Origin of the sequence: Oceanobacillus sp. CFH 90083 (assembly GCF_009389585.1) — a bacterium.
In the GTDB taxonomy this organism is placed as follows: Bacteria; Bacillota; Bacilli; order Bacillales; family Amphibacillaceae; genus Oceanobacillus.
Genome location: NZ_VIYG01000008.1, coordinates 150,074 through 174,245 on the forward strand (window position 1 = coordinate 150,074; position 24,172 = coordinate 174,245).

At 38.0% G+C, this 24,172-nt stretch carries 21 protein-coding genes; all 21 read left to right on the forward strand.

What is annotated here, in order from left to right; genetic code table 11:
• Positions 1-80: 80 nt before the first annotated feature.
• The 21 genes from FLK20_RS13870 (at position 81) to FLK20_RS13970 (ending at position 24,095) form a co-directional block, all read left to right on the forward strand.
• Positions 81-959 (forward strand): carbohydrate ABC transporter permease, encoded by an 879-nt coding sequence (locus FLK20_RS13870; protein WP_152657190.1) that lies wholly within the window; start codon positions 81-83, stop codon positions 957-959.
• Positions 959-1,789: a carbohydrate ABC transporter permease gene (locus FLK20_RS13875; RefSeq protein ID WP_152657191.1), complete on the forward strand. Its 831-nt coding sequence runs from the start codon at positions 959-961 to the stop codon at positions 1,787-1,789. The genes FLK20_RS13870 and FLK20_RS13875 overlap by 1 nt, the downstream gene beginning before the upstream one ends.
• 57 nt (positions 1,790-1,846) lie before the next feature.
• Entirely contained in the window at positions 1,847-3,106 is a 1,260-nt protein-coding gene (hisD, locus tag FLK20_RS13880; RefSeq protein ID WP_152657192.1) for a histidinol dehydrogenase, read from the forward strand.
• 63 nt (positions 3,107-3,169) lie between these two features.
• Entirely contained in the window at positions 3,170-3,781 is a 612-nt protein-coding gene (locus FLK20_RS13885; protein ID WP_152657193.1) for a cupin domain-containing protein, read from the forward strand.
• 117 nt (positions 3,782-3,898) lie between these two features.
• Positions 3,899-4,645: an alpha/beta fold hydrolase gene (locus tag FLK20_RS13890; RefSeq protein ID WP_152657194.1), complete on the forward strand. Its 747-nt coding sequence runs from the start codon at positions 3,899-3,901 to the stop codon at positions 4,643-4,645.
• 5 nt (positions 4,646-4,650) lie between these two features.
• On the forward strand, positions 4,651-5,415 hold the full coding sequence (locus FLK20_RS13895) for an HpcH/HpaI aldolase family protein (RefSeq protein ID WP_152657195.1): 765 nt from the start codon (positions 4,651-4,653) through the stop codon (positions 5,413-5,415).
• Between the two features lie 152 nt (positions 5,416-5,567).
• A complete protein-coding gene (locus tag FLK20_RS13900) occupies positions 5,568-6,902 on the forward strand; it encodes an amidase (protein ID WP_194165631.1) in 1,335 nt (444 codons plus the stop codon).
• A 528-nt stretch (positions 6,903-7,430) separates the two neighbouring features.
• Entirely contained in the window at positions 7,431-8,705 is a 1,275-nt protein-coding gene (gene codB / locus FLK20_RS13905; protein WP_152657197.1) for a cytosine permease, read from the forward strand.
• A complete protein-coding gene (locus FLK20_RS13910) occupies positions 8,695-9,963 on the forward strand; it encodes a cytosine deaminase (RefSeq protein ID WP_152657198.1) in 1,269 nt (422 codons plus the stop codon). Before codB ends, FLK20_RS13910 begins: the two co-directional genes overlap by 11 nt.
• A 198-nt stretch (positions 9,964-10,161) precedes the next feature.
• Positions 10,162-11,178, forward strand: a complete 1,017-nt coding sequence (locus FLK20_RS13915) for a LacI family DNA-binding transcriptional regulator (RefSeq protein WP_152657199.1) — start codon at positions 10,162-10,164, stop codon at positions 11,176-11,178.
• A gap of 89 nt (positions 11,179-11,267) precedes the next feature.
• Entirely contained in the window at positions 11,268-12,245 is a 978-nt protein-coding gene (locus FLK20_RS13920; protein WP_152657200.1) for a Gfo/Idh/MocA family protein, read from the forward strand.
• A gap of 23 nt (positions 12,246-12,268) precedes the next feature.
• On the forward strand, positions 12,269-13,309 hold the full coding sequence (locus FLK20_RS13925) for a Gfo/Idh/MocA family protein (RefSeq protein WP_152657201.1): 1,041 nt from the start codon (positions 12,269-12,271) through the stop codon (positions 13,307-13,309).
• 11 nt (positions 13,310-13,320) lie between these two features.
• Complete coding sequence (locus FLK20_RS13930) at positions 13,321-14,124, forward strand: SDR family NAD(P)-dependent oxidoreductase (protein ID WP_152657202.1); 804 nt, start codon at positions 13,321-13,323, stop codon at positions 14,122-14,124.
• Between the two features lie 30 nt (positions 14,125-14,154).
• Entirely contained in the window at positions 14,155-15,189 is a 1,035-nt protein-coding gene (locus FLK20_RS13935) for a zinc-dependent alcohol dehydrogenase (protein WP_152657203.1), read from the forward strand.
• Positions 15,190-15,508: 319 nt separating this feature from the next.
• The gene (locus FLK20_RS13940) at positions 15,509-16,516 is read left to right on the forward strand and encodes a TRAP transporter substrate-binding protein (protein WP_152657204.1); all 1,008 of its coding nucleotides are present in this window, start codon (positions 15,509-15,511) and stop codon (positions 16,514-16,516) included.
• A gap of 50 nt (positions 16,517-16,566) precedes the next feature.
• Positions 16,567-17,034: a TRAP transporter small permease gene (locus FLK20_RS13945; RefSeq protein ID WP_152657205.1), complete on the forward strand. Its 468-nt coding sequence runs from the start codon at positions 16,567-16,569 to the stop codon at positions 17,032-17,034.
• Complete coding sequence (locus tag FLK20_RS13950; RefSeq protein WP_152657206.1) at positions 17,035-18,312, forward strand: TRAP transporter large permease; 1,278 nt, start codon at positions 17,035-17,037, stop codon at positions 18,310-18,312.
• A gap of 163 nt (positions 18,313-18,475) precedes the next feature.
• Complete coding sequence (locus FLK20_RS13955; protein WP_152657207.1) at positions 18,476-19,501, forward strand: sialidase family protein; 1,026 nt, start codon at positions 18,476-18,478, stop codon at positions 19,499-19,501.
• 5 nt (positions 19,502-19,506) lie between these two features.
• Positions 19,507-20,433 (forward strand): dihydrodipicolinate synthase family protein, encoded by a 927-nt coding sequence (locus FLK20_RS13960; protein ID WP_152657208.1) that lies wholly within the window; start codon positions 19,507-19,509, stop codon positions 20,431-20,433.
• 132 nt (positions 20,434-20,565) lie between these two features.
• Positions 20,566-22,377: an L-fucose isomerase gene (locus FLK20_RS13965; RefSeq protein WP_152657209.1), complete on the forward strand. Its 1,812-nt coding sequence runs from the start codon at positions 20,566-20,568 to the stop codon at positions 22,375-22,377.
• A 53-nt stretch (positions 22,378-22,430) separates the two neighbouring features.
• Positions 22,431-24,095, forward strand: coding sequence for a ribulokinase (locus FLK20_RS13970; protein WP_152657210.1), 1,665 nt, complete (start codon positions 22,431-22,433; stop codon positions 24,093-24,095).
• Positions 24,096-24,172 lie beyond the last annotated feature (77 nt).

A 24,172-nucleotide genomic window follows, 5' to 3' on the forward strand; every position in this document is an offset into this window, starting at 1 on the left:
CGGACTTTTTGAACACGAATTATAAAAAAGCTAAAAAGATTTTAATACGAAGGAAAGTGCGTATTAGTGGGAGGAGAAGGATGGAAAATAGATTTTTCAAATACATTTTATTAGCTCCTGCGTTGCTTATTATGGGTGCAATTACTATTTTTCCATTAGCCAGATCCCTTTGGATCAGTCTTCATGAATGGAACCTGACAGAAAGTCTTGAAATCGGCTCGTTTATCGGTTTTGATAATTATGTGAGAGCCTTCAGTGACGCGAATTTTTGGAATAGTGCATGGGTAACATTGATATTTACTGTTGCTACTGTAGTGGCGACAATTGTTTGTGCTATTTTGGTGGCACTTCTATTAAGTAAGGAAAAACCTTACATTTCATATTTGCGGGCAGTGTTGATTATTCCATTTGCTTTAAGTCCTGCTCTCGTAGGTTATTCCTGGAGGTTTATGCTAAATCCCGATTATGGAGTATTTTCTGCGATAATTGGTTTTTTCATTCCTCCATTAGCTGATGTTGTCTGGTTAGGTAACGCGGTGACTGCAATGATTGCGCTTATCTCTGTTGCGGTCTGGATTTGGCTTCCGTTTATGTCTTTAATGTTTATAAGCGGAATAATGGGGCTGCCAAAAGAAGTATATGAAGCAGCGAAAATGGATGGTGCGAATGGTTTTCAAACTTTTTTTCGCATAACCTTACCAATGATTCAGCCAATCGTTCTGATCGCAACAATATTGATGACGATGTTTGCATTAAAACAGTTTGATCCGATTGTCACACTGACCAGTGGAGGACCGGGAAATTCAACAGAAGTATTAAACTTCTTGGTATATAACACCTCCTTTAGATACTTTGACATGGGTTATGGAGCAGCTCTGGGATATATCTTAGCGATTATTACAGTAGCATTTGTATTAGTATACATGAGGAAATTGGTCAAAGGAGATGATTGGAACTAATGAATACCGTAAAAAGAAAAAAAGTAATTTACTCTGTTTTTGAATTGATAGGTGTATTATTAGTTGTTACTTTTCTCTTTTTTCCAATTCTGTGGATTCTGTTGACCGCATTTAAGTCTGGGGAGGATGTATATTCAATAAGTGTTATTTTTGAGCCGACGTTAGATAATTTCCGCAGAATATTCAGCTCAGCCTATAATTTTGAAAACTATTATATGAACAGCTTAATTGTAGTATTTTTCACCCTCATTATCACCTTACCAGTGAGTATTTTAGCAGCATACAGTATATCCAGATTTAAAATACCAGGAAAAACACTGCTCATGTTTGCAATCTTAGCAACCCAATTTATTCCGCTAATTGTCAATGTCATTCCATTCTTTTCTGCATTTCGGAATTGGGGACTATTGGATACGACAATAGCACTGATTATTGTTAATCTGGGGCATACCATTCCATATGCGATATGGCTGATTAAAGGATTTATGGATAGTATTCCAAAAGATATGGAAGAAGCGGGAGCAATCGATGGTGCAAGCAGGTTAAGGATTATATGGAATATTGTGTTGCCAATGGCGAAACCAGGGATTATAACAGCTACTGTATTCTGTTTTGTTGTTGTATGGAATGAATTTATGTTTGCTCTCATTCTTACAAGTCAAGAAGCAGTTACACTTCCTGTAGCTCTATCCTACTTTGTTGGAGAAAATGGAGTTATTTGGAATGAGATGGCTGCAGCTGGAATAATCTATGTTATTCCTACGATTATCTTTATGCTTATTGTGCGTAAACAATTTGTAAAAGGCATGAGTGCAGGAGCGATTAAATAAGTCATCGTGTAACAAAAACACATTGTTGTAAAAAAACAAGTGCAGAGGAGAAGTGTTGTGGAATACATTAAAAAGTCAAATTATAAAAAAACAGAAACATCAGAAGAAACAGAACAAACTGTAAAGGATATTTTAATAGATATCCGTTCACATGGGGATGAAGCAGTAAAGAAGTATGAGAAAAAATTTGGCAAGTCGGATAGGACTTCGATTCGGTTGAGTAAGGAAGAGATTGAAAGTGCAATTGAAACATTAACAGATGAAGAAAAACAATTGATAGACAATGTTGTAGAGCGTGTTTCTAGTTTTGCGCAGGCGCAATTAGACTGTCTGTTACCATTGGATAACGAATTTGGAGAAGGAATCCGCCTGGGTCACAAGATCATCCCGGTTGAAACCGTTGGAACGTATGTCCCTGGCGGGCGCTTCCCATTGCTTTCAAGCGGTCCCATGGCGGCAGCTCCAGCTAAAGTTGCCGGAGTAAAGAAAATAATTGCCTGTAGTCCGGCTAACTATAAAGGCAGTATTCATCCGGCAGTTATATATGGATTAACGAAATCTGGGGTAAGTGAGATTTATGCGATTGGTGGTGCGCAGGCTATTGGAGCGATGGCATACGGTACAGAAACTGTTCCGCAGGTGGATGTGATTTCCGGGCCGGGCAATCGATTTGTAGCGGAAGCAAAGAGGCAGGTATTTGGAGAGGTTGGTATCGATTTGGTTGCCGGTCCAAGTGAAGTAGTTGTATTTGCTGATGAAGATTCGAAACCGGATTTAGTTGCTGCAGATTTATTGGCACAAGCAGAGCATGATCCGAATGCCAGAGCTATTCTAATCAGTACCTCAAAGGAACAAGCGGAAAAGACGATTGAAGAAGTAACGTCCTTGTTAGAGCAGTTTAATGAAACCTCTCCTGCTCATGAATCGTGGGAGCGGATGGGAGAAGTAATTATCGTTAACTCGGTTGACGAAGGAATTGACTTCTGTAATGAAATCGCTGGTGAACACCTTCATTTACATTTAAAAAATAGTAAAGATATCGCAGGAAAAATAGATAACTATGGTTCTCTGTTTATTGGTGAAAATAGTTCTGTTGTTTTCTCTGATAAAGTCTCAGGAACCAACCATACGCTGCCTACCAATCGGGGTGGAAGATATACAGGCGGTCTGTGGGTGGGAAGTTACGTGAAAGTAGCAACCTTCCAGGAAATAACAGGTGATGGAGTGAATTATCTGGCCAGGCATGCAAGCAGGCAGTCTGAAATAGAAGGGTTAGAAGGACATCATTTATCCGCGTTCAAAAGAAAACGGCAATAGAGCTGGTTTAAAGAAAACCAATTCATTTTATTAAAATACAGCATTCAAGGAGGAAAAAAATAAATGAGTACGAAAAAAACAAATTACACAAAAGAAATTATCGAAAGAGATTGGGTTGTCCGTTTTAATGAAATAAAAGATAAAGCTATCCCGCTAATGTTTATCGATAGTATCATCCCGGGACATAACCGGCTTAATTATGCTTTAATCGGTGATACAGCAAGTGAAAATGAAAATTACAACCCGGTAATTACGGAGCCGCATGGCTTTCAAATTGGTATGGTAAAGGCTCCTAAAGGCAACGGTCCTGCATATCATACACATGAATATATTGAAACATTTTTTGTTTTAACTGGAGAATGGCGTTTTTATTGGGGAAACAGTGCCGATGAAATTGAAGGAGAAACGATTTTAAAGCCATGGGATATGATTTCTTTACCTCCTTACATGTATAGAGGATTTGAAAATATTGCCGATGAAGATTCCTGGCTATTTTCTATATTAGAGCAGCACGAGGTCTTTGATCGTCCAGATCCAATTTGGGATCCAAAGGTAGTGAAAAAAGGGGAAGAATATGATTTCCGTGTAGATGATAAGGGTAAAATGATCCCTCCAGAAAATTTTAGTCAGCTTGAAGAAGAAATGGCAAAAAAATTAAAAATGGGTCAGAAATAAACAAAAGCGTAACCATTTATTCTGAGTGAGAGCCTGTCGGACTGGTAAGTAATTTTGAATGTACCTGTGCAAGTCAGGCAGACCAACTGGTAAATTATTATAAAGGGTGATTTAGCCTTGGAAAAGATAAGTTATTTGAAGCGAAATAATAAAATTCCACTTCTATTGCTGCCTGGTACACTTTGTAACGAAAAATTATGGGAGCATCAGATAGCGTATTTAGCAGATATAGCATCTATCACAGTTGGAGATTTAACACAGAACAATACGATCGAAGGGATGGCGTCCAGTGTGTTGAAAAAGGCGCCTGAACGCTTTGCACTTGCCGGTTTATCACTGGGTGGTATGGTTGCAATCGAAATGATGAGACAAGCACCGGAACGGGTCACACAGCTGGCTTTGCTGGATACCAATCCCAGACCCCCTGCAAAAGCGCAAATGGAAGCATGGCATCAATTTATCCAGATGAGTAAAGAAGGTAATTTTATAAGTATAACAAAGGATTATCTGATGCCTGGTTTGATTCGACCGGCTCATCAGGGGACGCCCCTGACTCAAACAGTAATTGATATGGCAGAGGAAGTCGGACCGGCTGCCATGGAAAGACAGATGACAGCATTGATGCACCGTCCTGATGCATTTGAGGTGTTACCAATGATTGGATGCCCTGTGAGTGTAATGGTTGGAGAAGAAGACAGTGTCTGTCCTGTTGAAATGAGTAATGAAATAGTCCGGGAAATTCCTAATTCTCATTTGACGGTAATCAAAGATGCAGGACACCTCAGCAGCTTAGATAATCCGCTGGAAGTTTCCCGTAAGTTAAAAGAATGGTTACAGCAAAATTTCCGTAAAGGGAGTATTTGAAGCGTATGACAAAAAACTTGAAAGAAAAAATTTTGACTAATGAAAAAGCCTTAGGTGGATTTGTAAATGCATATAATCCTTCACTGGTTGAGATGCTCGGATTTAACGGGTATGACTTTGTAGTAATTGATAATGAACATGGAGCATTCAGTCAATCCGAAATTACAGAGATGATACGGGCTGCGAAACGGACTAATATGTCACCCATAGTACGTACCTCTTATGACCCATCGTCCATACAAAAGGCGTTGGACAATGGTGCAGAAGGAGTCCAGGTACCAATGATTAATAATCAGGAGCAGGCGGAGGAAGTTGTTTCCAAAGCGAAGTATCCTCCGGTCGGAATGCGAGGCGTTGCCTACTCGATTCCGGCAGCACAATATGGAACACTAAGTGGAAGATCCTATTTAGATCAGGCGAACAAAAATAGTCTTATTTCTGTACACATTGAAACAAAAGAGGCTGTACAAAACTTTGAAGAAATCATTGTTGTAAATGAAATTGACATAGCTTTTATAGGTTCAACAGATTTAGCTGTGAATTTGGGGTATGACAATCCCGGTCATCCAGAGGTGCAGAGCGTTATATCGAATCTGTTTAAGAAAGCAAAACAGCATGATATAAAAATGGGATTGGTAGCATCTGACTCGGCTTCGGCAGCGAAAGCTTTTGAACAGGGCGCCAGTTATGTTGCTGTTGTTATCAATAAGGTAATCATGGAAGCCTTAAATGAAGTGGTCTCCAATTCTAAAAACGGAATAAATGAATGAAACAGAAAGTACATCTTCGCTCAAAATGAATGTTTCTGACATCATTCATTAGAGTTACTAATCATGAGGAGATGTACTTTCTCCCTGTTTATAGGAAATATAGATGGGAGCTTAAAAATGTAAACAATTGTGTTTCGGGAAGGAGAATTTTTATGGGATTTACGATAGACGAGCTATTAAATGGATATCAAAAGCGTCAGTTTACTCCTGTTGAAATGATTAATGCGTACTTACGTAAATGTAAGGAGAGGGATTCGACACTTCATTCCTATATTACTTTGATGGAAAAAAGAGCGCTTGAACAGGCTGGAAAATATGAAAAAGTCTGGGTAAATAACGAAAAAATGAGTTTGTGCGGTATCCCTGTTTCATTTAAAGATGCGATTAATATTTCAGGGGTCCCTACAACGAACGGATCACAAATAGATTTAACGAATATTGCCAAGCGAAATGCGGAAGTGGTAGATACATTGGAGACAGCAGGCTGTATCACCTTAGGGAAAAATAATATGTCAGAATACGCCGCAGATGTTACTTCTAAAAATAAATACTTTGGAGACGTGTTTAATCCCTTAAATAAGAAAAGAACTGCCGGAGGGTCAAGCAGCGGGTCTGCTGTAGCGGTAGCAGCAGATTTATGCATCGGTTCTATCGGTACAGACACTTCGGGATCAGTACGGATACCGGCAGCATGCTGTGGAGTGGTAGGAATTAAGCCTACAGTTGGTTTGGTAGGGATGAAAGGAATCATGCCTCTTTCCTGGACATTGGATCATGTTGGAGTAATTGCAAATAATATGGCTGATGTGACATATTTGACGGAGGCACTAATCGGTGTGAAATACCGCCAATTCGATTATAAAAATGGATTAATTGATTTAAAAATTGGTCTTCCTAATGCATACTTCAACGCATTTAATGATAATATTACAGATTCGATGATGGAACTGGTTATAAATACTTTGGAGAAGCTGGGAGCACAGATTAAAATGATTGATGTTTCCTTTCTGAATAACGATACAGTAAGATTATCCAGAACAATAGGGACTTCAGAAATCACTGTTATACATAATGATAAATATAACCTTCATAAACAGAAGTATAGTAAGGAGCTGGTACAGACCTTTGAAAGAGGAAATAACATTCTTGCGTTTGAATATCTGAATGCCCTGAAGACAAGAGAAGCATGGAAGCTGAAAATGGATAAGCTCTTAGAGGAAGTTGATATCATGATCACGCCGACTATGCCGATTTTGCCACCATACATTGAGGAAGAGCAGGTATTTAACGGGAAAGAATATGAATCTATTGGAGATTATATGGTCAAGTACACATCACCCTTTAATTTTACAGGACATCCGGCTTTGACACTCCCATCCGGGATGAAAAAAGATGGTCTGTCCGTCGGGTTTCAAATGGTTACAAGCTATTATAGAGAGGAGCTTCTTTTTAGAGTGGGTAAAGTTTATGAGCAGTTTATTAAATAGGTTACGAGATTGTCGGTCTTGTGTGTCAGCGGGGCGGGTCGTTACTGACAGTTTAATCTTCTGTTTTTTGAAGCATGAGCCGTGCAGCCAGTACACTGCGATAAACTTTTTATAAAGTTAATTTGGATTAGTTGAGTTTTCCCTCCAATATAATGGTGATAAAACCGAACATAAATTTAAAGGGAAACAATAGATACCCCTATTAAAGCAATATTTAATCAGCTTGTAATCCTTAAAACGATCCCATTATCCCAATAATTCCCAAGATGACAACCCAACAATTTTATGCCATAATATACTTTGATAAACATACTGGTACCTTTAAATCAGTCCAGAGAGGCTGACAAGGACAGCGCAAATATAATGACTACTGTGTGGATACTCTGTGTGAAAGGTGTATTCAGGTGTGCATTATACAGAAAAAGCTTCCTGTCAGGACTTGAACAGGAAGCTTTTTTTGTTCATTTCTTTTAAAACGGAAGTCTTTCGGTACCAGTTTCTTATAATCTACTTAATGGAGGAATTGGTATGTCACAAATAGATAAAGAATTTTCATTACAGGCAGTGCCGCGCTCGCATCGAAACGGGTTTTGGAAGATTTTAGCGGTCATGCTGTCGCTCAGCTTTTTCTCAGCAAGTATGATGTCTGGAGGAACGTTAGGAACAGGGCTTACCTTTTCTAATTTTATCTGGATTGTACTGGCTGGTAACCTGATTCTTGGGCTTTATACAGGATCGCTTGCTTACATTGCTTCTAAAACAGGATTATCTACACATTTATTAGCGCGTTACGCATTTGGAGAAAAAGGATCTTATCTAACTTCCTTTTTGCTTGCTTCTACACAGGTGTGCTGGTTTGGAGTAGGGCTGGCGATGTTTGCTATTCCCGTTGCCACAGCGACAGGATGGAATGTATATATACTTATCGCCGTGTTGGGTTTATTGATGACTGTTTCAGCAATTTTTGGAATGAAGACTTTAACCATATTAGGGTTTATTGCAGTACCGGCAATTGCAATCTTTGGAAGCTATTCAATGACCAATTCAGCACAGGAAATTGGCGGATTGCAAGGATTATTTGCTTATGAACCAGCACAGATAATGAGCGTAGGATTGGCTTTAACCATTTGTGTAGGATCATTTATCAGTGCGGGAACGCTGACTCCTGACTTTGCCCGCTTTGCAAAATCAGCGAAATCAGCAGTATGGGCAAATATTATTGCTTTCTTCCTCGGTAATTCGTTGATGTTTTTATTCGGCGCAGTGGGTGCGATGGCTTTCGGTGTTGCAGACATCTCGGATGTGATGTTTTTACAAGGGCTGATGATTCCTGCTATTATTGTGTTAGGCTTAAACATTTGGACAACCAATGATAGTGCGTTATATGCTTCTGGTTTAGGGTTTGCTAATATCACCAAATTACCAAAGAAAAAAATCGTTGTGTTCAATGGAATTGTCGGAACCATTGCTGCTATGTGGTTATTCAATAATTTTGTAGGATTTTTAAATGTTCTGGGATCGGCACTGCCGTCCATTGGAGCGATTATATTAGCGGATTATTATCTGGTCCGTCGCAGGAAATATGCGCCCTTTAAAACAATGACATTTAAAGCTGTAAACTGGGTGGCAATCGTTGCCTGGGCAGGCGGGGTAGCAATTGCTAATTTTGTGCCGGGAATCCCGCCGATTAACGCATTATTAGGAACGTCTATCATTTATGTTGCCGGAATGAAACTAATGTCTCAAAAAGAAACGGTCACAGCACCATTAAAAGAGAAGGATGAGGTAGTCAGTGATTATTAAAAATGCAAAGCTAAGAGGAAAAGATGGCCTTTGGCATATCGTTGTAGAAAATGGGAAATTTAACGCGGTAACGCAGGAGTTGCCGCAATCTGAAGCGAAAGAAGTAATTGATGTAAATGGTGCGCTGGTTCTCCCGCCTTTTATTGAACCGCATATTCATTTAGATACGACTTTAACAGCAGGAGAGCCTGCCTGGAATCAAAGTGGAACGCTATTTGAAGGTATCCAGCGCTGGTCTGAACGTAAAGAGACATTAACGATGGAAGATGTGAAAAAGAGATCCAAAACAGCATTGAAGTGGCAAATTGCTCAAGGTATTCAGAATGTCCGTACCCATGTAGATGTGACCGATCCAGACCTGACAGCTTTAAAAGCAATGCTTGAAGTGAAGCAGGAAATGGCTCCTTATGTAGATATTCAGCTGGTTGCTTTCCCACAGGAGGGGATTCATTCCTATCCAAATGGTAAGGAGCTGTTGGAAGAAGCATTGAAAATGGGTGCCGATGTTGTCGGCGGTATTCCGCATTTCGAATTTACAAGAGAATATGGCGTAGATTCGATGAGAGTCGCGTTTGATCTTGCTGAGAAATATGATAAATTAGTGGATATTCATTGTGATGAAATAGATGACGAGCAGTCCCGCTTTGTAGAAGTAGTCGCGAAAGAGGCGTATGAACGCGGTTTGGGAGAGCGTACCACAGCAAGTCATACGACAGCAATGGGCTCTTATAATGATGCATATACATCGAAGCTCTTCCGTTTACTGAAAATGTCCAATATCAATTTTGTATCTAATCCGCTTGTAAATATTCATCTTCAGGGCAGATTCGATACGTATCCAAAACGCCGCGGCTTGACCCGTGTGAAAGAGCTGCAGGAGGCAGGGCTTAATATTTGCTTTGGTCATGATGATATTTTTGACCCGTGGTATCCGCTGGGAACGGGCAATATGCTGCAGGTGCTGCATATGGGGATTCATGCATCGCAATTAATGGGCTATGAGCAGATTATTAATTCGATCGATTTAATTACAAAAAACAGTGCGAAAACACTGCATATAGAAGAAAATTACGGTATTGAAGCAGGTAAGCCGGCGAATTTTATTGTCTTGTCCGCTGATAATGAGTATGATGCGATTCGTAAGCAGGCTGTTGTGACACACTCGTTTAGAGATGGGAAAATGATTGCTCATACAAAACCGAGTGAGGCATCGATTTTGTTAAATGATACGGAAGAGAAAGTAACCTTTAATAGATAAAGTAAAAAAAGCGCAGCCTGGCGGGTGCGCTTTTTCTTTATCTTCTAAGATATATGCAGCACTTGAACGATGCATCATTAAAATATATAAACTGAAATCGCATACAAAAATATATTGACAAATTAAAACGGTTTTGTTATCTTTGCTATAACGTTTTAGCCGATAGATTTAGATAAAAAATAGAAAGGGGGGAGTTATATGGCAACAATACGTGAGATAGCAAAACAGGCAAATGTTTCCATAGGTACCGCTTCTTTTGTGTTAAATGGAAAAGCAGAGCAAATGAGAATTTCTGAAAAAACACAGCAAAAGGTTTTAGAAACAGCAAAGAAACTAGGTTATAACCCCAGTTTATCTGCTAGACGTTTGCGAACAAAAGGAGAAAAAGAAGTACCTGTTATTGCGATTCTCTGGACACTCGATACGAGAACATCGTTGATTTCACGCTTTATGCAAGGAATTCAAACGAAATCTCTTTATCAAGATGGCTTATTTGAATTAGTTATTCAACCGTATGAAAATGATAAATTAAATGAAGTTAAGAGTCTTCATACGGGTTTACGGTTTAATGGTGCTATTGTTGCAAATGCTTCAAATAAAGATATGGCTTATTTAGAAAAAGCTGATTTAAGTGTCCCCGTTGTTGTCTATCAGAGACATTCTAATAAATATGGAACTGTTTGCGTAGATAGTGAGAATACTGGAAAAGAGTTAGCTTCTTTATTTATATCTAATGGGCATAAGCATGTAGGGATGATTATTCCTAATGTTTCATCAGAAGCTATTGAACTCCGTCGAAAAGGTTTTAGAGAGAGATGGAGTCAAGGATCAGAGGTTTCGGATATTCAGGAATGGTTTGGTGAGTTTTCTGAAAAAGGTGGCTATGAAGCAGCTCTGCATTTATTACATCATCATAAAGAAATGCCGACAGCTCTTTTCTTTTTAAGTGATCATATGGCAATGGGAGCACTGGCAGCATTTCATCAAAAAAATATTCGAATACCAAAAGATATTGAGATAATCGGTCATGATAATATTAGCTCAACACAATTTACACTCCCTTCTTTATCAACTGTACATCTACCAGTTGAAGAAATGGCAGAAGCTTGTGTCAGACAGCTTTTGAAAATAATCAATCATGAAGTAGATACATCCGAATCGATAAAATTTGAATCTTATTTAGTAGAGAGAGATAGCAGTTTAGATAGATTATAACTATCTATATTTATCTCTTTATTGCTAAAACGTTTTAGTTAAAGCAAATCATTATTTCTTATTTTTCAAACTAAAAAAGGAGGGTTATTATGAACTTGCCAAAGGTAGCAATAGTAGGTGCGAGTCATTGGCACGTACCCTTGTACATTGAAGAAATTAAAAATATGGATTGTATGGTCTGTGGAGTTCAAGATCAAACCCCTGAGGTTGCGAATGAATTAGCAGTTTTTTTCAATTCTGTATCTTATACGGATATAGACAAACTCCTGAAAGAAGCAAAACCAGACTTTGTTTTTGCATTTGCTAAACATAGTGATATGGCGAGTTTAGCCAAAAAATTAATTGATATGAATATTGCATTTGCAATGGAGAAACCTGTAGGTCTAAATTTTGAACAAGTGAAAACTATTGAAAAGCATGCTAGCGATAATGGTGTATTTTGTTCAATTCCTTTTGTTTGGCGTTTTAGTGAAGCGGTTACAAAATTGCGGGAAAAATTTAATCCTGAAGAATACAACCATTTATCCTTTCAATTTATTGCTGGACCACCAGATAGATATATAGAAAATGGCACACCATGGATGTTGGATTCTGATATTGCTGGCGGAGGCTGTATGACTAATCTCGGAGTTCATTTTCTAGATTTAGCACTATTCCTGACCAACTCAAATAGTCTTAGAGTTCTATCATCAAATTTCCATTACAACTTTAATTACTCTGTAGAAGATTATGCAGTTACACACCTTGAGACTGACAGTGGGGCAACAATAAGTATTGAAGCAGGTTATGCATTTCCAATGTCTGAATCTAAAAAAAGAGAAAACAGCTGGAAATTAGTTACTCGTAATGGATATCACACATTGTCAGAAAACTGTTTAGAATTACGTGTGTTTAATGAAAACGTAGAAAAAATACCTGTTGTTACCGATTCCGATGATTTATATCCAATTTTTGTAAGGGAAACTTTAAAGGATTGGATGGCAGGGCGTTCTCCGTCCATTAACCTTAGTCACATGTCGAGTGTGAGAAAGGTTTTAGATGATATTAATAAGATTGCGTCTAAGTAAAATAACAACACGGAGGTAAAATTATGAATCCAATCAGATTTGGGTTAATTGGTTGTAGTCCTATAGGTCATATTCATGCGAAAACTATTACCAAAAACCCGAATGCCGAGCTAATTAGTGTTACAGACAGCAATCGTAAAAAGGCCAAAGAAGTTTCAGAGAGTTTTTCTGCTAACGTTAGTAAAAGTATAGAAGATTTGGTCCAACATCCAAAAATAGATGCTGTAAGTATTTGTTTACCTCACCATTTACATTACAGTGCTTGTTTAAGTGCTATTAAAGCTAAAAAACATATTTTAATTGAGAAGCCTTTAGCGTTATCTATTGATCAAAGTCAAGACATAATTTCTAAGGCTGAGGAAGCAGGAATAAAACTAGGCGTTATTTTTCAAAATAGATTTGTCACTGAGTTTCAACAACTGAAACAACTTATTAAGGATGGCGCTCTAGGTAAGATCAACTTAGTTGATATCGATGTAAAATGGCTAAGGGAAAAAAGTTATTTTGACAATAGCTGGAGAAATGACAAGTATAAAGCTGGTGGTGGGGTGTTAGTGACTCAGGCTATTCACTTTCTTGATCTTGCTTTACATTTGTTTGGACCTGTGGTGGAAGTTAATTGTACAGTTCAAAATTTACGGAAATGGATGGAAGTCGAGGACTTAGCAGTTGGTCAAATTCTATTTAATGAAGGTTTACTAGGGAACTTTGTTACTAGCACTGCCATGTCACTGGAAGAACCAGCCAGACTTACGATTCATGGTAGTTTAGATTCAGCAACATTTATAGAAAGTCGTGGTTATACAAAACTTGTCATTCACGATTCAGTGGAAAATGAACGAAATGTTAATTTACATCAAGACTCATCAGTACCTAGCCTAATTGAATCCGAAGGACATGAATTTTTATATAAGGATTTTATTCATGCAATAAGAAATGACAATAAACCAATTATTGATGGATATGAAGGTTTAAAGAGTTTGTTTCTACTAGAGGCACTTTATAAGTCAGCTGAAAATAGAAAATGGGCTACTGTTAGTAGTAAACATAGAATTGAAAATTAGGAGGATGTTATATGAATATACAAGAATTATTTAGTCTGAAAAATAAAGTTGCATTAATTACAGGGGGCGCTAAAACTTTAGGGTATGATATGGCACTGGCACTTGCAGAAGCTGGTGCAAATGTAGCTATAACAAGTAGAAACTTAGAAGACGCAGAAAAAAGTGCAGATGATATTAAGGAAATTACAGGGCAGGATGTATTAGGGGTATGCTTAGATGTAACTAATGAGGAGCAGATTATTTCAACTATTCAAAAAGTTAAAGAATATTTTGGAACCATTGATATCCTTGTTAATAATGCAGGTAACGTGGTTAGTACACCTGAAAATAGCACGCTTGAAAATCGTCCGCTTTCAGAGTGGCAAAGAACGATTGATATCAATCTAACGGGTGCATTTCTTTGCTCTAAATATGTTGTAGCTGAAGTAATGAAGCCAGCTAAATCTGGTAATATTATAAATTTAGGTTCGGTAACGGGAATGGTCGGTAAAGATAGACGTGTATATGATGGAACATCTATTGGTGGATCTACAATTGACTATCATGCTTCCAAAGCCGCCATTATTAATATGACTAGAGATATGGCTGGGTACCTAGCTGAAAGTGGTATACGTGTGAATTGTATAAGTCCAGGCCCGTTTTGGAGAAATCAAGATCCAAATTTTGTTAAGGCTTACAGTAAACAGATACCCCTTGGTAGGTTTGGAGAAGAAGGAAAAGAAATCAAAGGTGCAGCTGTTTATTTAGCGTCAGAAGCTTCCTCCTATGTTACCGGGCATAATTTAGTTATTGATGGAGGCTTAGTAGCTTGGTAACTAGTACTAAAGGAAGGGACTGATAAGAAGATGAAGCAATTAACAATATTAGAAAAAGAAAAGCTCGAATTAGTTGATAGTCCTTCACTCGAAGTTCCGCCTAATTTTGTGAAGGTTAAAGTCCAGGCTTGCGGGATTTGTGGAAGCGATATCGCCTTATTAAATGGTTTTAGAGATAGAAAAACTGAATTATATTTTGGTCATGAGTTTACAGGAGTTGTCGAAGCAATAGGTGAGAATGTACATGGTCTAAGCAAGGGAATGAGAGTAGCTAGTGGAATTATTAAAACCTGCGGAGTGTGTTGGAACTGTAGAAATGGTCATCCAAATTATTGCAAAGGTCTAAATAGTGTCCTTAAACCGGGTGGATTCGCTGAAGAAACATTAGTGGAACATTCGGATGATTTTCAGTTCTTAACTCCTTTACCAGAAGAGGTAGACGATATAGCAGGAACGCTTCATGAAACTGTTAGCTGTGTTTTAAGGATTGTAGAACGTGCACAAATTAAAACTGGTCAAACTGTTTTGATAATTGGGTTAGGAGCTATAGGTGTCATAGCAGGGGAACTCTTTAAATATTTAGGCGCATCTAAAGTTATTGGAATGGATATAAGCCTTGAAAAAACAAAGGTCGCGCAAGAACTTAAGTTTGATAAAGTTATTGATCGTAATAACAAAAAATGGATTTCTGAAATATATGAGGAGGTTGGTCCACAAGGAGTAGATATTATAGTAGAGGCAACGGGATCATCCATGGTTTTATCTGATGCTTTTGAGGTAGCCAGAAAAGGTGCTCAAATTATAATAGGAAGTGTTTATCATGGTCCTGCAAATAATCTGGATCTACTCCCCATTTTGAGAAAAGAACTAACTGTAATTGGAGCGAAAGGGTCGTATCCTTATACAAATTCCAACGATGAATCAACCGCTATGAATTTATTAAAATCTAATGTATTTACATCCAGTAAAATCACAAAGGTATATAAAAAAGAAGAATTTGCTGACGCATTTGAAGATGCAAAGGGTGGTAAGTGCATTAAACCTGTTATTAGGTTTAATGATTAAATATAGATTCAATATTAGTAGGTGATTTTTTAATCAGATAATTAGATTACCTGTCAAGATATAATCAAAAAATTAGGTTCGTCGCTATATAGTGTTTAATTCCACTTTTTGTGCTTCCCCAACAATGAAGCTAATTATTTGAGTAACAGGTGGTGAATGTTGATCGAGCAACTGAACTAATTCCCTTGTCCTACTGAGCTTTGAGCGATTCGTGACCAATAACTAATGTAACATTAAGTAATGGCAAAAGTTTAGTCCTAGTAATTTGTTGTTTCAACACTAGATAGCGGAGAGCCAAAAATTAAAGAGGTGAAACATAATGAAAAAAATATTATTTGCTATTTCAATGGTTCTGTTTATAACCGTGCTTAGTGCATGCGGTGAGAATAATGAAACAGCACAAGGTAGTGAAGATGTTGAACAAATCGTATTAAGAGCTGGTCATAATCAGGTGCCAGATTATCCAGACGGACAGGTTATTCATCATTTTGCTGACAAAGTAGCAGAGTTGTCAGATGATAAAATCAAAATTGAAGTCTATGATAATGCAACTCTTGGAAACGAAAATGAATTATTTGAAGGAATGAGAGTGGGCTCCGTTGATATGGGTAAAGCGATTACTTCAGTCATGTCAAGTACAGTAGAATCATTTGGAGCATTTGATCTACCTTATTTATTTGAAGATAAAGAGCATATGTTCGAGGTGTTAAACGGTCAAGCTGGAGAGAGTTTACTACAGGACCTAGAAGAAAAAGCAGGCGTAAAAGGTCTATTTTGGTTGGATCAAGGTACTAGAAACTTTTATACAGTTGACACTCCAGTAAAAGTACCAGAGGATTTAAACGGCTTGACAATAAGAGGTGTTCAAAGTCCTATAATGGTAGATGCGATTAATGCAATGGGGGGAGCTGCAACCCCGATGCCTTGGGGAGAAGTCTATAATAGTTTAAGCCAAGGAGTAATAGATGGTGCTGAAAATGCTCCAGATGCTATTTGGTATTCCAAACAGTACGAAGTTGTGAACTACTACAGTCAGACAGAACATTTTAGAACACCTTCATTATTTATGATTAGTTTAGAAAGTTGGGATAATCTTTCTGAGGAAAATCAAGATTTAATCCTACAAGCAGCAGAAGAATCAGAAGAATGGGGCAAGGATTTATATGAGGAGGTAGTAGATGATTTATTAAAACAAATGGAAGAAGACGGATTGGAAATAGTGGAAGATGTAGATGTAGAAGCATTCAGAGGATTAGTAGAACCGGTTTATGAGAAACATTCAGAAAGTGTTGGGCAAGATCTCATTGAAAGCATAAGGAATAGATAAAACACTATAAAGACTGGGATTCTCAGTCTTATCATAAAGGAGTTAGTTAAATGGAAGGGAATTCAAAAAGACGATATAATCTCTTAGAGTGGATAACAGCTATAATCCTTATGGTAATTTTAGCAGTCACCTTTGCTAATGTGGTAGGAAGATATATTGCTAATTCGCCTATTTTCTGGTCTGATGAATTAAATACTAATCTTTTTGTTTGGTTAACATTTTTAGGAAGTGCAATAGCTGTTTCTACAAATGAACATATGTCTATTAGTTTTTTCTTCAATAAATTACCAACTAAGTTACAAATGATATTAAAATATGTTGGTATTATTATTACGATTATTACCTTTTGCTACCTAGTAGTACAGGGTGTAATGGCAACAATGGCGCTGAAAGACCAGAGATTATCGTCATTACCATTTTCAAGGGCTTGGTCATTTGCTCCAATCCCTATCGGCTTTTCTGTGATGATTTATTTTTTAATAATAAAAAATGTTTTTAAGAATAAAGGAGGTCTATAGATGGTAATAGCAGTTTTATTTATCACCTTTTTTGCCTTGTTATTTATCAATGTACCAATAGGCTTCTCTATTATTATCGCTTCACTTGGATCCATGTTATTAAGTGGAAATAGCGGGTTTACAATCATCCAATCACTCCAGACATCTGCAGCTTCAAGTTCATTATTAGCGATTCCTTTTTTTGTTACAGCTGGACTCATTATGGATCGAGGAGGCATAATTAGACTGCTTTTGGATTTCGCAAACGCAGTGGTTGGTCATATTAAAGGAGGATTATCCCTAGTCAATGTACTCAGTAGTATGTTGTTTAGTGGGATTTCGGGATCTTCAGTAGCTGATACTGCAAGTATCGGTTCTGTTTTAATCCCTGCCATGAGAGAAAAAAAATATGATATGGGTTTTACTGCAGCTATAACAGCGAGTTCAGGTACTTTAGGTGCAATATTACCACCTAGTATTCCAATGGTTATTTTAGGTTTAACAGCAAATGTATCAATAGGATCATTATTTCTAGCAGGGATAATCCCGGGAATTTTAATGGGAGTAGCTATGCTATTATACGCATACTATTATTCTGTTAAACAACAATATCCTACAGAACCTCGAGTCCCATTAGGGCAAGTCGTTATAAGGTTATTTAAAGCTATTATTCCATTGTTTACCGTAGTAATTATTATTGCTGGAATTGTTGGTGGAGTGTTTACTCCCACTGAGGCTGGAGCAATCGCATGTGTTTATGCTTTATTTTTAGGAATGTTTGTATATAAGAAAATTAAAATTTTGGATTTACCTGGGATATTTCTAGATGGAGCAAAAATCACAGCTACGGTTATGATAGTGGTAATTGGTGCTTCTGTATTTGGTAAAGTATTAACATATGAACGTATTCCGCAAATGCTAGTTGATTTTCTGATAACCATTACAGATAACCAGTACTTACTACTGCTATTAATTACTCTACTATTATTGGTACTTGGAACTTTTCTTGATCCAACTCCAATTATTCTGCTAGTGGCGCCAATTCTATTTCCAGTAATCTTACAAATTGGGATAGATCCAATTCACTTTGGAATGATTTTTATCATTACAATGGCAATCGGTCAGATTACACCACCTGTAGGTGTAGTATTGTTTACTGCACAAAGTATAGCCAAAATTCCAATAGAGCAGATTATAAGGTCACTAGTACCACTTTGGGGAGTTATGATTGTAATTCTGCTTTTAGTAATATTTATTCCGGCAATTTCTACGACCATACCCAATCATTTTAACCTGTAAAAGGTAGAATATGGGGTGGATGCCTATTATAGAAGATAGATTTGAAGGTACTAAATCTTGAAATTAAAATCGGAAAACAGCAAATAATAATTAAAAAAATAATATAGTCTATTTTCAGAAAATATTAAGGTGAATAGTTTTTTCATGAAGGAGTGAGATAGATATGGCAGAAAAGAAATCGTATGTGTTTGAAGAAAATAATGTTCCATTTCAGATATGCCATGCAACGAATTGTCTTGCATTAGATAATAATGACTTGCTGGTTACATGGTTTGCTGGTAGTCGTGAAGGAAATAATGATATCGCAATTTGGATTAGCCGCTTTTCAAAAGGTGAATGGGAAAAGAGTGTTGTAATTGCTGATGATAAAGAGGAGCCCAATTGGAATCCTGTGCTTCATCAATTGAAGGGGGGCAGGCTTCTTCTTTTTTATAAAGTTGGAAGAGATATACATTCTTGGAGAACAATGATCCGTATTTCTGATGATCGAGGAAAGACGTGGACTGAGCCAAGAGAGCTGGTACCTGGAGATAAAGGAGGAAGAGGACCAGTAAGAACAAAAGTTTTAACACTTTCAGATTATTCGTTATTGGCTGGCAGTTCTAGTGAGCAAGGAGTGTGGACTACTTTTACTGACCGTTCAATTGATGAGGGAAAAAGTTGGGTACGAAGTGAATCTATTGCTTTGGACGATATTTCCTATCATGGAGAAAAAACCGTATCACATACAGATATTGAAGTCTCAGAACAATCTTTTTATGGTAGAGGAATTATCCAACCAACGCTATGGGAATCAAAGTCAGGGAATGTCCATATGCTTATGCGCTCTTCAGAAGGTCGAATATATCGAGCTGATTCAGCAGATTTTGGAAAAACATGGTCTTCTGCTTATGCAACATCGTTACCCAATAATAACAGTGGAATTGATGTTGTTCAATTGACAAATGGTTCGCTTGTGCTTTGCTATAATCCAGTAGCAGAAAACTGGGGAAAGAGGTCACCTTTACGTCTGGCAATTTCAAAAGATAACGGTAATACTTGGAAGGACATTTATACGCTTGAAGAGGGAGAAGGAGAGTATTCCTATCCATCGATAACAAGAAAGGACCAGACGATTTATTTATCGTATACATGGAATAGAAAAAGAGTTGCTGTTTGGCAATTTGAAGAAAAGGAATTGGAGGAATAGGAAGAATGAGTAATCAATTTCCAGGTGGTGTATGGCCAGTAATGCTTACCCCCTTTACGAAAGATAATCAGATTGATTATCCTGCGCTTGAAGAATTAGTTAATTGGTATATAGAAAAAGGAGTTGATGGTTTATTTGCAGTTTGTCAATCTAGTGAAATGTTTTTTTTAACTGAGGAAGAAAGTATACAGATTGCTTCTTTTGTTAAAGAAAAAGCTGCTGGCAGAGTTCCTGTTATTGCCTCTGGTCATACTGCGTCAGCACTGGAAGATCAAGTAATACAAATCAAAAAGATGGCTGCTACTGGAGTAGATGCAGTAATTTTGATTACAAATCGACTTGTTGATGAACATGAGGATGAAGATGTATTCCGTGAAAATATTTATAAATTAATAGAACAAGTACCTGCGGATATTCCATTAGGTTTTTATGAATGTCCCAAACCGTATAAACGGTTAATTTCACCAAATCTATTGAAAGAGCTTGCATTTACAGGGCGTTTTTATTTCTTAAAAGATACTTGCTGTGATCGAGAACAAATAGAAGAAAAACTAAAAGCTGCAAGGAATACAAATTTAAAAATATATAATGCGAATACGGCTACATTATTAGAAACGTTACAGGCAGGAGTGGCTGGATACAGTGGCGTAATGGCAAACTTTCAGCCTGATTTATATGTATGGTTGATGTCAAAATTTAAACAAGACCCCCAAAAAGCAGAAACATTACAAAATTTCCTGAGTATGTCAGCTTTGATAGAGCGTCAAAATTATCCAGAAAATGCAAAGTATTTCTTGCAATTAGAGGGGCTCTCATGGACAAATAAAACACGTACAAGCCTTGTACCACTTACACCTACGGATAAATTGGAAGTACAACAACTTCAATCCTTAACTTCCGAATACCGAATGCGTTTTATACAAAATAGGTAACGGTAAGATTAGCATTTAAACTTTTAAAATATTTAATCTTTCGATATAAAAAGATTTTGGTAGGTTAAGTGATTTAGAAATTTTCTTAAATTAAGCAGGTTCAAAAAAGATGATAAAGAGGGAGGAACCAACATGTTAACAAATAAAGATAATTTTTCAAAAAATGCTGGAAATAGATGGGTTGGAGAATTTCCAAAAATCGGGATTCGTCCTGTCATTGACGGCCGGCAAGGAGGAATTCGAGAATCCTTAGAAGAGGTTACGATGAAAATGGCAACAAGTGTGGCAAGTCTGCTAAAGGAGCAGCTACACTATCCAGATGGCTCTCCGGTAGAATGTGTCATTGCAGATACGACCATTGGCGGTGTTGTGGAAGCAGCTCAAGCACAAGAAAAGTTTAAGAAAGAGGGTGTTGCCATAACGATTACCGTCTCTCCCTCCTGGTGTTATCCAACAGAAACAATGGATCAAGATCCTCATACGATTAAAGCAATATGGGGATTTAATGGTACGGAAAGACCAGGAGCTGTCTATTTAGCGGCTGCTTCTTCTGCACATAATCAAAAAGGATTACCAGTGTTCAATATTTATGGACAGGACGTACAAGAAATGAGTGATTCTTCCGTTCCTGAAGATGTACAAACGAAATTAGTACAGTTTTCCAAAGCTGCGCTTGCAGTCACAACGATTCGTGATAAATCATATCTTTCCATCGGTTCGGTATCGATGGGGATAGCAAGCAGTGTTGTCATCGAAGAATTTTTCCAGAAATATCTAGGAATGAGAAATGAATACGTAGATATGAGTGAAATCATAAGAAGACTGCAGAATGAAATTTATGATGAAGAAGAATATGAATTAGCTTATACATGGGTACGGGAAAATTGTAAAGAAGGAGAAAATACAAATTTACCAGAGGCGCAACGAACGGAAGAACAAAAAGAGGAGGATTGGAAAACCGTTGTTAAAATGGCGCTTATTGCAAGAGACCTTATGATTGGAAATCCAAAACTAGCCGAGAAGGGCTTTGGAGAAGCTGCATTAGGGCATAATGCCATCGCTGCCGGTTTTCAGGGACAGCGCGCATGGACAGATTTTATGCCGACTGGAGACTTTATGGAAGCTATCTTAAATTCATCATTTGATTGGAATGGGATAAGAGAGCCTTTTATGATGGCTACTGAAAATGATACGTTAAATGGAATTACGATGCTGTTTGGACATATGCTGACAAATGCAGCACAAATATTTGCTGATGTTCGCACCTATTGGAGCCCTGAGGCCGTTAAACGTGTAACGGGTAAAGAATTAACAGGAGCAGCATCGAATGGAATCATTCATTTGCTGAACTCGGGACCGGCTTCCTTAGATGGCACAGGGCAGCAAGAAAAGGATGGTTCACCTGCTATGAAGCCATTTTGGGAAATTTCAGAGGAAGAAGTAAATAAATGTCTGGATGCCACGAAATGGTGCCAAGCTGTTGATTTCTTTCCCGGAGGAGGTTTCTCTACGGACTTTACAACAAAAGGCGGCATGCCTGTAACGATTGCGCGAATCAATATCATTGATGGGCTTGGACCAGTTCTGCAACTTGCGGAAGGTTACAGTGTAGAGTTAGAACAGGATGTGCATGATACGTTAGATAAAAGAACGGATTCTACCTGGCCAACTACTTGGTTTGTTCCTAAATTGACAGGAGAGGGTGCATTTAAAGATGTTTATTCTGTAATGTATAATTGGGGATCCAATCACTGTGCGGTAAGTTATGGACATATTGGTGATGATTTCATTACGCTAGCTTCGATGCTTCGAATTCCGGTTTCGATGCATAATGTAGATGAAAGTCGTATTTTCCGTCCTAGTGTTTGGACTGCGTTTGGGAGTGGTGACTTTACAGGAGCGGATTATCGCGCTTGTCAAACATATGGACCATTATATAAATAATGATAAATCATTTTGAGTTTGCGAACGCTGAAGTGATGAAGGAGGGGAAAGACTTGTTACGAAAATATACCATTGGTGTTGATTTTGGAACAGAATCGGGCAGAGTTCTCTTAGTGGATGTACAGAATGGGGAAGAGATTGCCACACATGTTACGCATTATAAACATGGTGTTTTAGATGAAAGTCTGCCAAATGGGGAAACGCTTCCGCCGGACTGGGCGTTGCAGCATCCTGGAGATTATTTAGATGTGCTCTATCGATCTATACCGAAAGTAATCGAAAAGGCGCAAATCGATAAAAGAGATATTATTGGGGTAGGGATAGACTTCACATCATCTACTATCTTACCATTAGATCAAGCAGGGGAACCGTTATGCTTTCAACAGGAGTGGGAAAGTACCCCGCATAGCTGGGTGAAATTATGGAAGCATCATGCGGCGCAAAAGGAAGCAGATGAAATAACACAGCTTGCACAGGAGCAAGGCGAAGATTTCTTAAGTTTATATGGCGGAAAAATTTCTTCGGAATGGATATTTCCTAAAATATTGCAAATTGTTAAAGAGGCTCCTGAAGTCTATGAGAAAACAGATTTATTTATGGAAGCATGTGATTGGGTGACCTCTAAATTAACAGGAAAGCTTATTCGAAGCAGTAATACATGTGGTTATAAAGGGTTTTGGAGCAAGAAAAATGGGTACCCGGAAGCTTCTTTCTTTAAAAAACTAGATTCTAGATTGGAAGGTATTTTAGAAACAAAAATGCGTGGGGAAGTGCAATCCATTGGGGAAAAGGCCGGAGTATTGACAGAAGAAATGGCAGAGAGAGTCGGTCTCCTCCCGGGAACTTCTGTAGCCGTAGGAATTATCGATGCGCATGCCGGCGTAGCTGCGGTTGGTGCGGTACATCCAGGGCAGTTTGTGATGGCAATGGGAACTTCTACTTGTCATATGTTGATTGCTGATAAAGAGGAAAGAATCGAAGGAGTATGCGGGATTGTAGAAGATGGAATCATTCCAGGTTACGTTAGCTATGAGACAGGTCAGGTGGCTGTAGGGGATTCGTTTGCCTGGTATGTGGATCATGCAGTTCCAAGCTATGTTTTACAAGAGGCAAAGGAAAAGGAAACGAATGTACATGCATTATTGGAGGAAAAAGCGTCAATTTATAGGCCGGGACAATCCGGTCTGATAGCTTTGGATTGGTGGAATGGGAATCGTTCTGTTTTGGTCGATGCTCATTTATCTGGGATAATTGCAGGTCTGACACTAGCCACCAAACCAGAAGAAATATATCGCTCCTTATTGGAATCTACTGCATTTGGAACAAGAAGAATCATTGAAGGTTATCTCCATGCCGGTATTGAAGTAAATGAAATTTTTGCAAGTGGCGGCTTGCCGCAAAGAAATAAATTACTGATGCAAATCTATGCGGATGTAATCAATAGAGAAATTAAAATACCGGATTCCAGTCAAACCACTGCGCTTGGAGCAGCCATGTATGCGAGTATTGCAGCTGGAGAGGAGAATGGCGGTTATGATACCATTTTTGAAGCTGCTGAAAAGATGGCGAAAGTAAAAGAAGAAGTATTTACGCCAATACCAGAAAATGTGCAGATTTATGATGAGCTTTACCAATACTATCTTGATTTGCATGATTATTTTGGAAAAGAGAATAGTAGCGTGATGCATGGTTTGAAAAGGATGAAATGGTTGGAATAATGAGTATGATGCAATCCGCAAGCAGGCGGTTGTGACGCATTCGTTCAGAGATGGGAAAATGATTGCTCATACAAAAC

Coding starts and splice junctions, on each gene's coding strand:
- FLK20_RS13930 (WP_152657202.1), top strand. CDS start 13,321: ATGAATATACAAGAATTATTTAGTCTGAAAAATAAAGTTGCATTAATT.
- FLK20_RS13895 (WP_152657195.1), top strand. CDS start 4,651: ATGACAAAAAACTTGAAAGAAAAAATTTTGACTAATGAAAAAGCCTTA.
- FLK20_RS13960 (WP_152657208.1), top strand. CDS start 19,507: ATGAGTAATCAATTTCCAGGTGGTGTATGGCCAGTAATGCTTACCCCC.
- FLK20_RS13965 (WP_152657209.1), top strand. CDS start 20,566: ATGTTAACAAATAAAGATAATTTTTCAAAAAATGCTGGAAATAGATGG.
- FLK20_RS13950 (WP_152657206.1), top strand. CDS start 17,035: ATGGTAATAGCAGTTTTATTTATCACCTTTTTTGCCTTGTTATTTATC.
- FLK20_RS13945 (WP_152657205.1), top strand. CDS start 16,567: ATGGAAGGGAATTCAAAAAGACGATATAATCTCTTAGAGTGGATAACA.
- FLK20_RS13920 (WP_152657200.1), top strand. CDS start 11,268: ATGAACTTGCCAAAGGTAGCAATAGTAGGTGCGAGTCATTGGCACGTA.
- FLK20_RS13900 (WP_194165631.1), top strand. CDS start 5,568: ATGGGATTTACGATAGACGAGCTATTAAATGGATATCAAAAGCGTCAG.
- FLK20_RS13925 (WP_152657201.1), top strand. CDS start 12,269: ATGAATCCAATCAGATTTGGGTTAATTGGTTGTAGTCCTATAGGTCAT.
- FLK20_RS13915 (WP_152657199.1), top strand. CDS start 10,162: ATGGCAACAATACGTGAGATAGCAAAACAGGCAAATGTTTCCATAGGT.
- codB (WP_152657197.1), top strand. CDS start 7,431: ATGTCACAAATAGATAAAGAATTTTCATTACAGGCAGTGCCGCGCTCG.
- FLK20_RS13940 (WP_152657204.1), top strand. CDS start 15,509: ATGAAAAAAATATTATTTGCTATTTCAATGGTTCTGTTTATAACCGTG.
- FLK20_RS13935 (WP_152657203.1), top strand. CDS start 14,155: ATGAAGCAATTAACAATATTAGAAAAAGAAAAGCTCGAATTAGTTGAT.
- FLK20_RS13955 (WP_152657207.1), top strand. CDS start 18,476: ATGGCAGAAAAGAAATCGTATGTGTTTGAAGAAAATAATGTTCCATTT.
- FLK20_RS13875 (WP_152657191.1), top strand. CDS start 959: ATGAATACCGTAAAAAGAAAAAAAGTAATTTACTCTGTTTTTGAATTG.
- FLK20_RS13885 (WP_152657193.1), top strand. CDS start 3,170: ATGAGTACGAAAAAAACAAATTACACAAAAGAAATTATCGAAAGAGAT.
- FLK20_RS13870 (WP_152657190.1), top strand. CDS start 81: ATGGAAAATAGATTTTTCAAATACATTTTATTAGCTCCTGCGTTGCTT.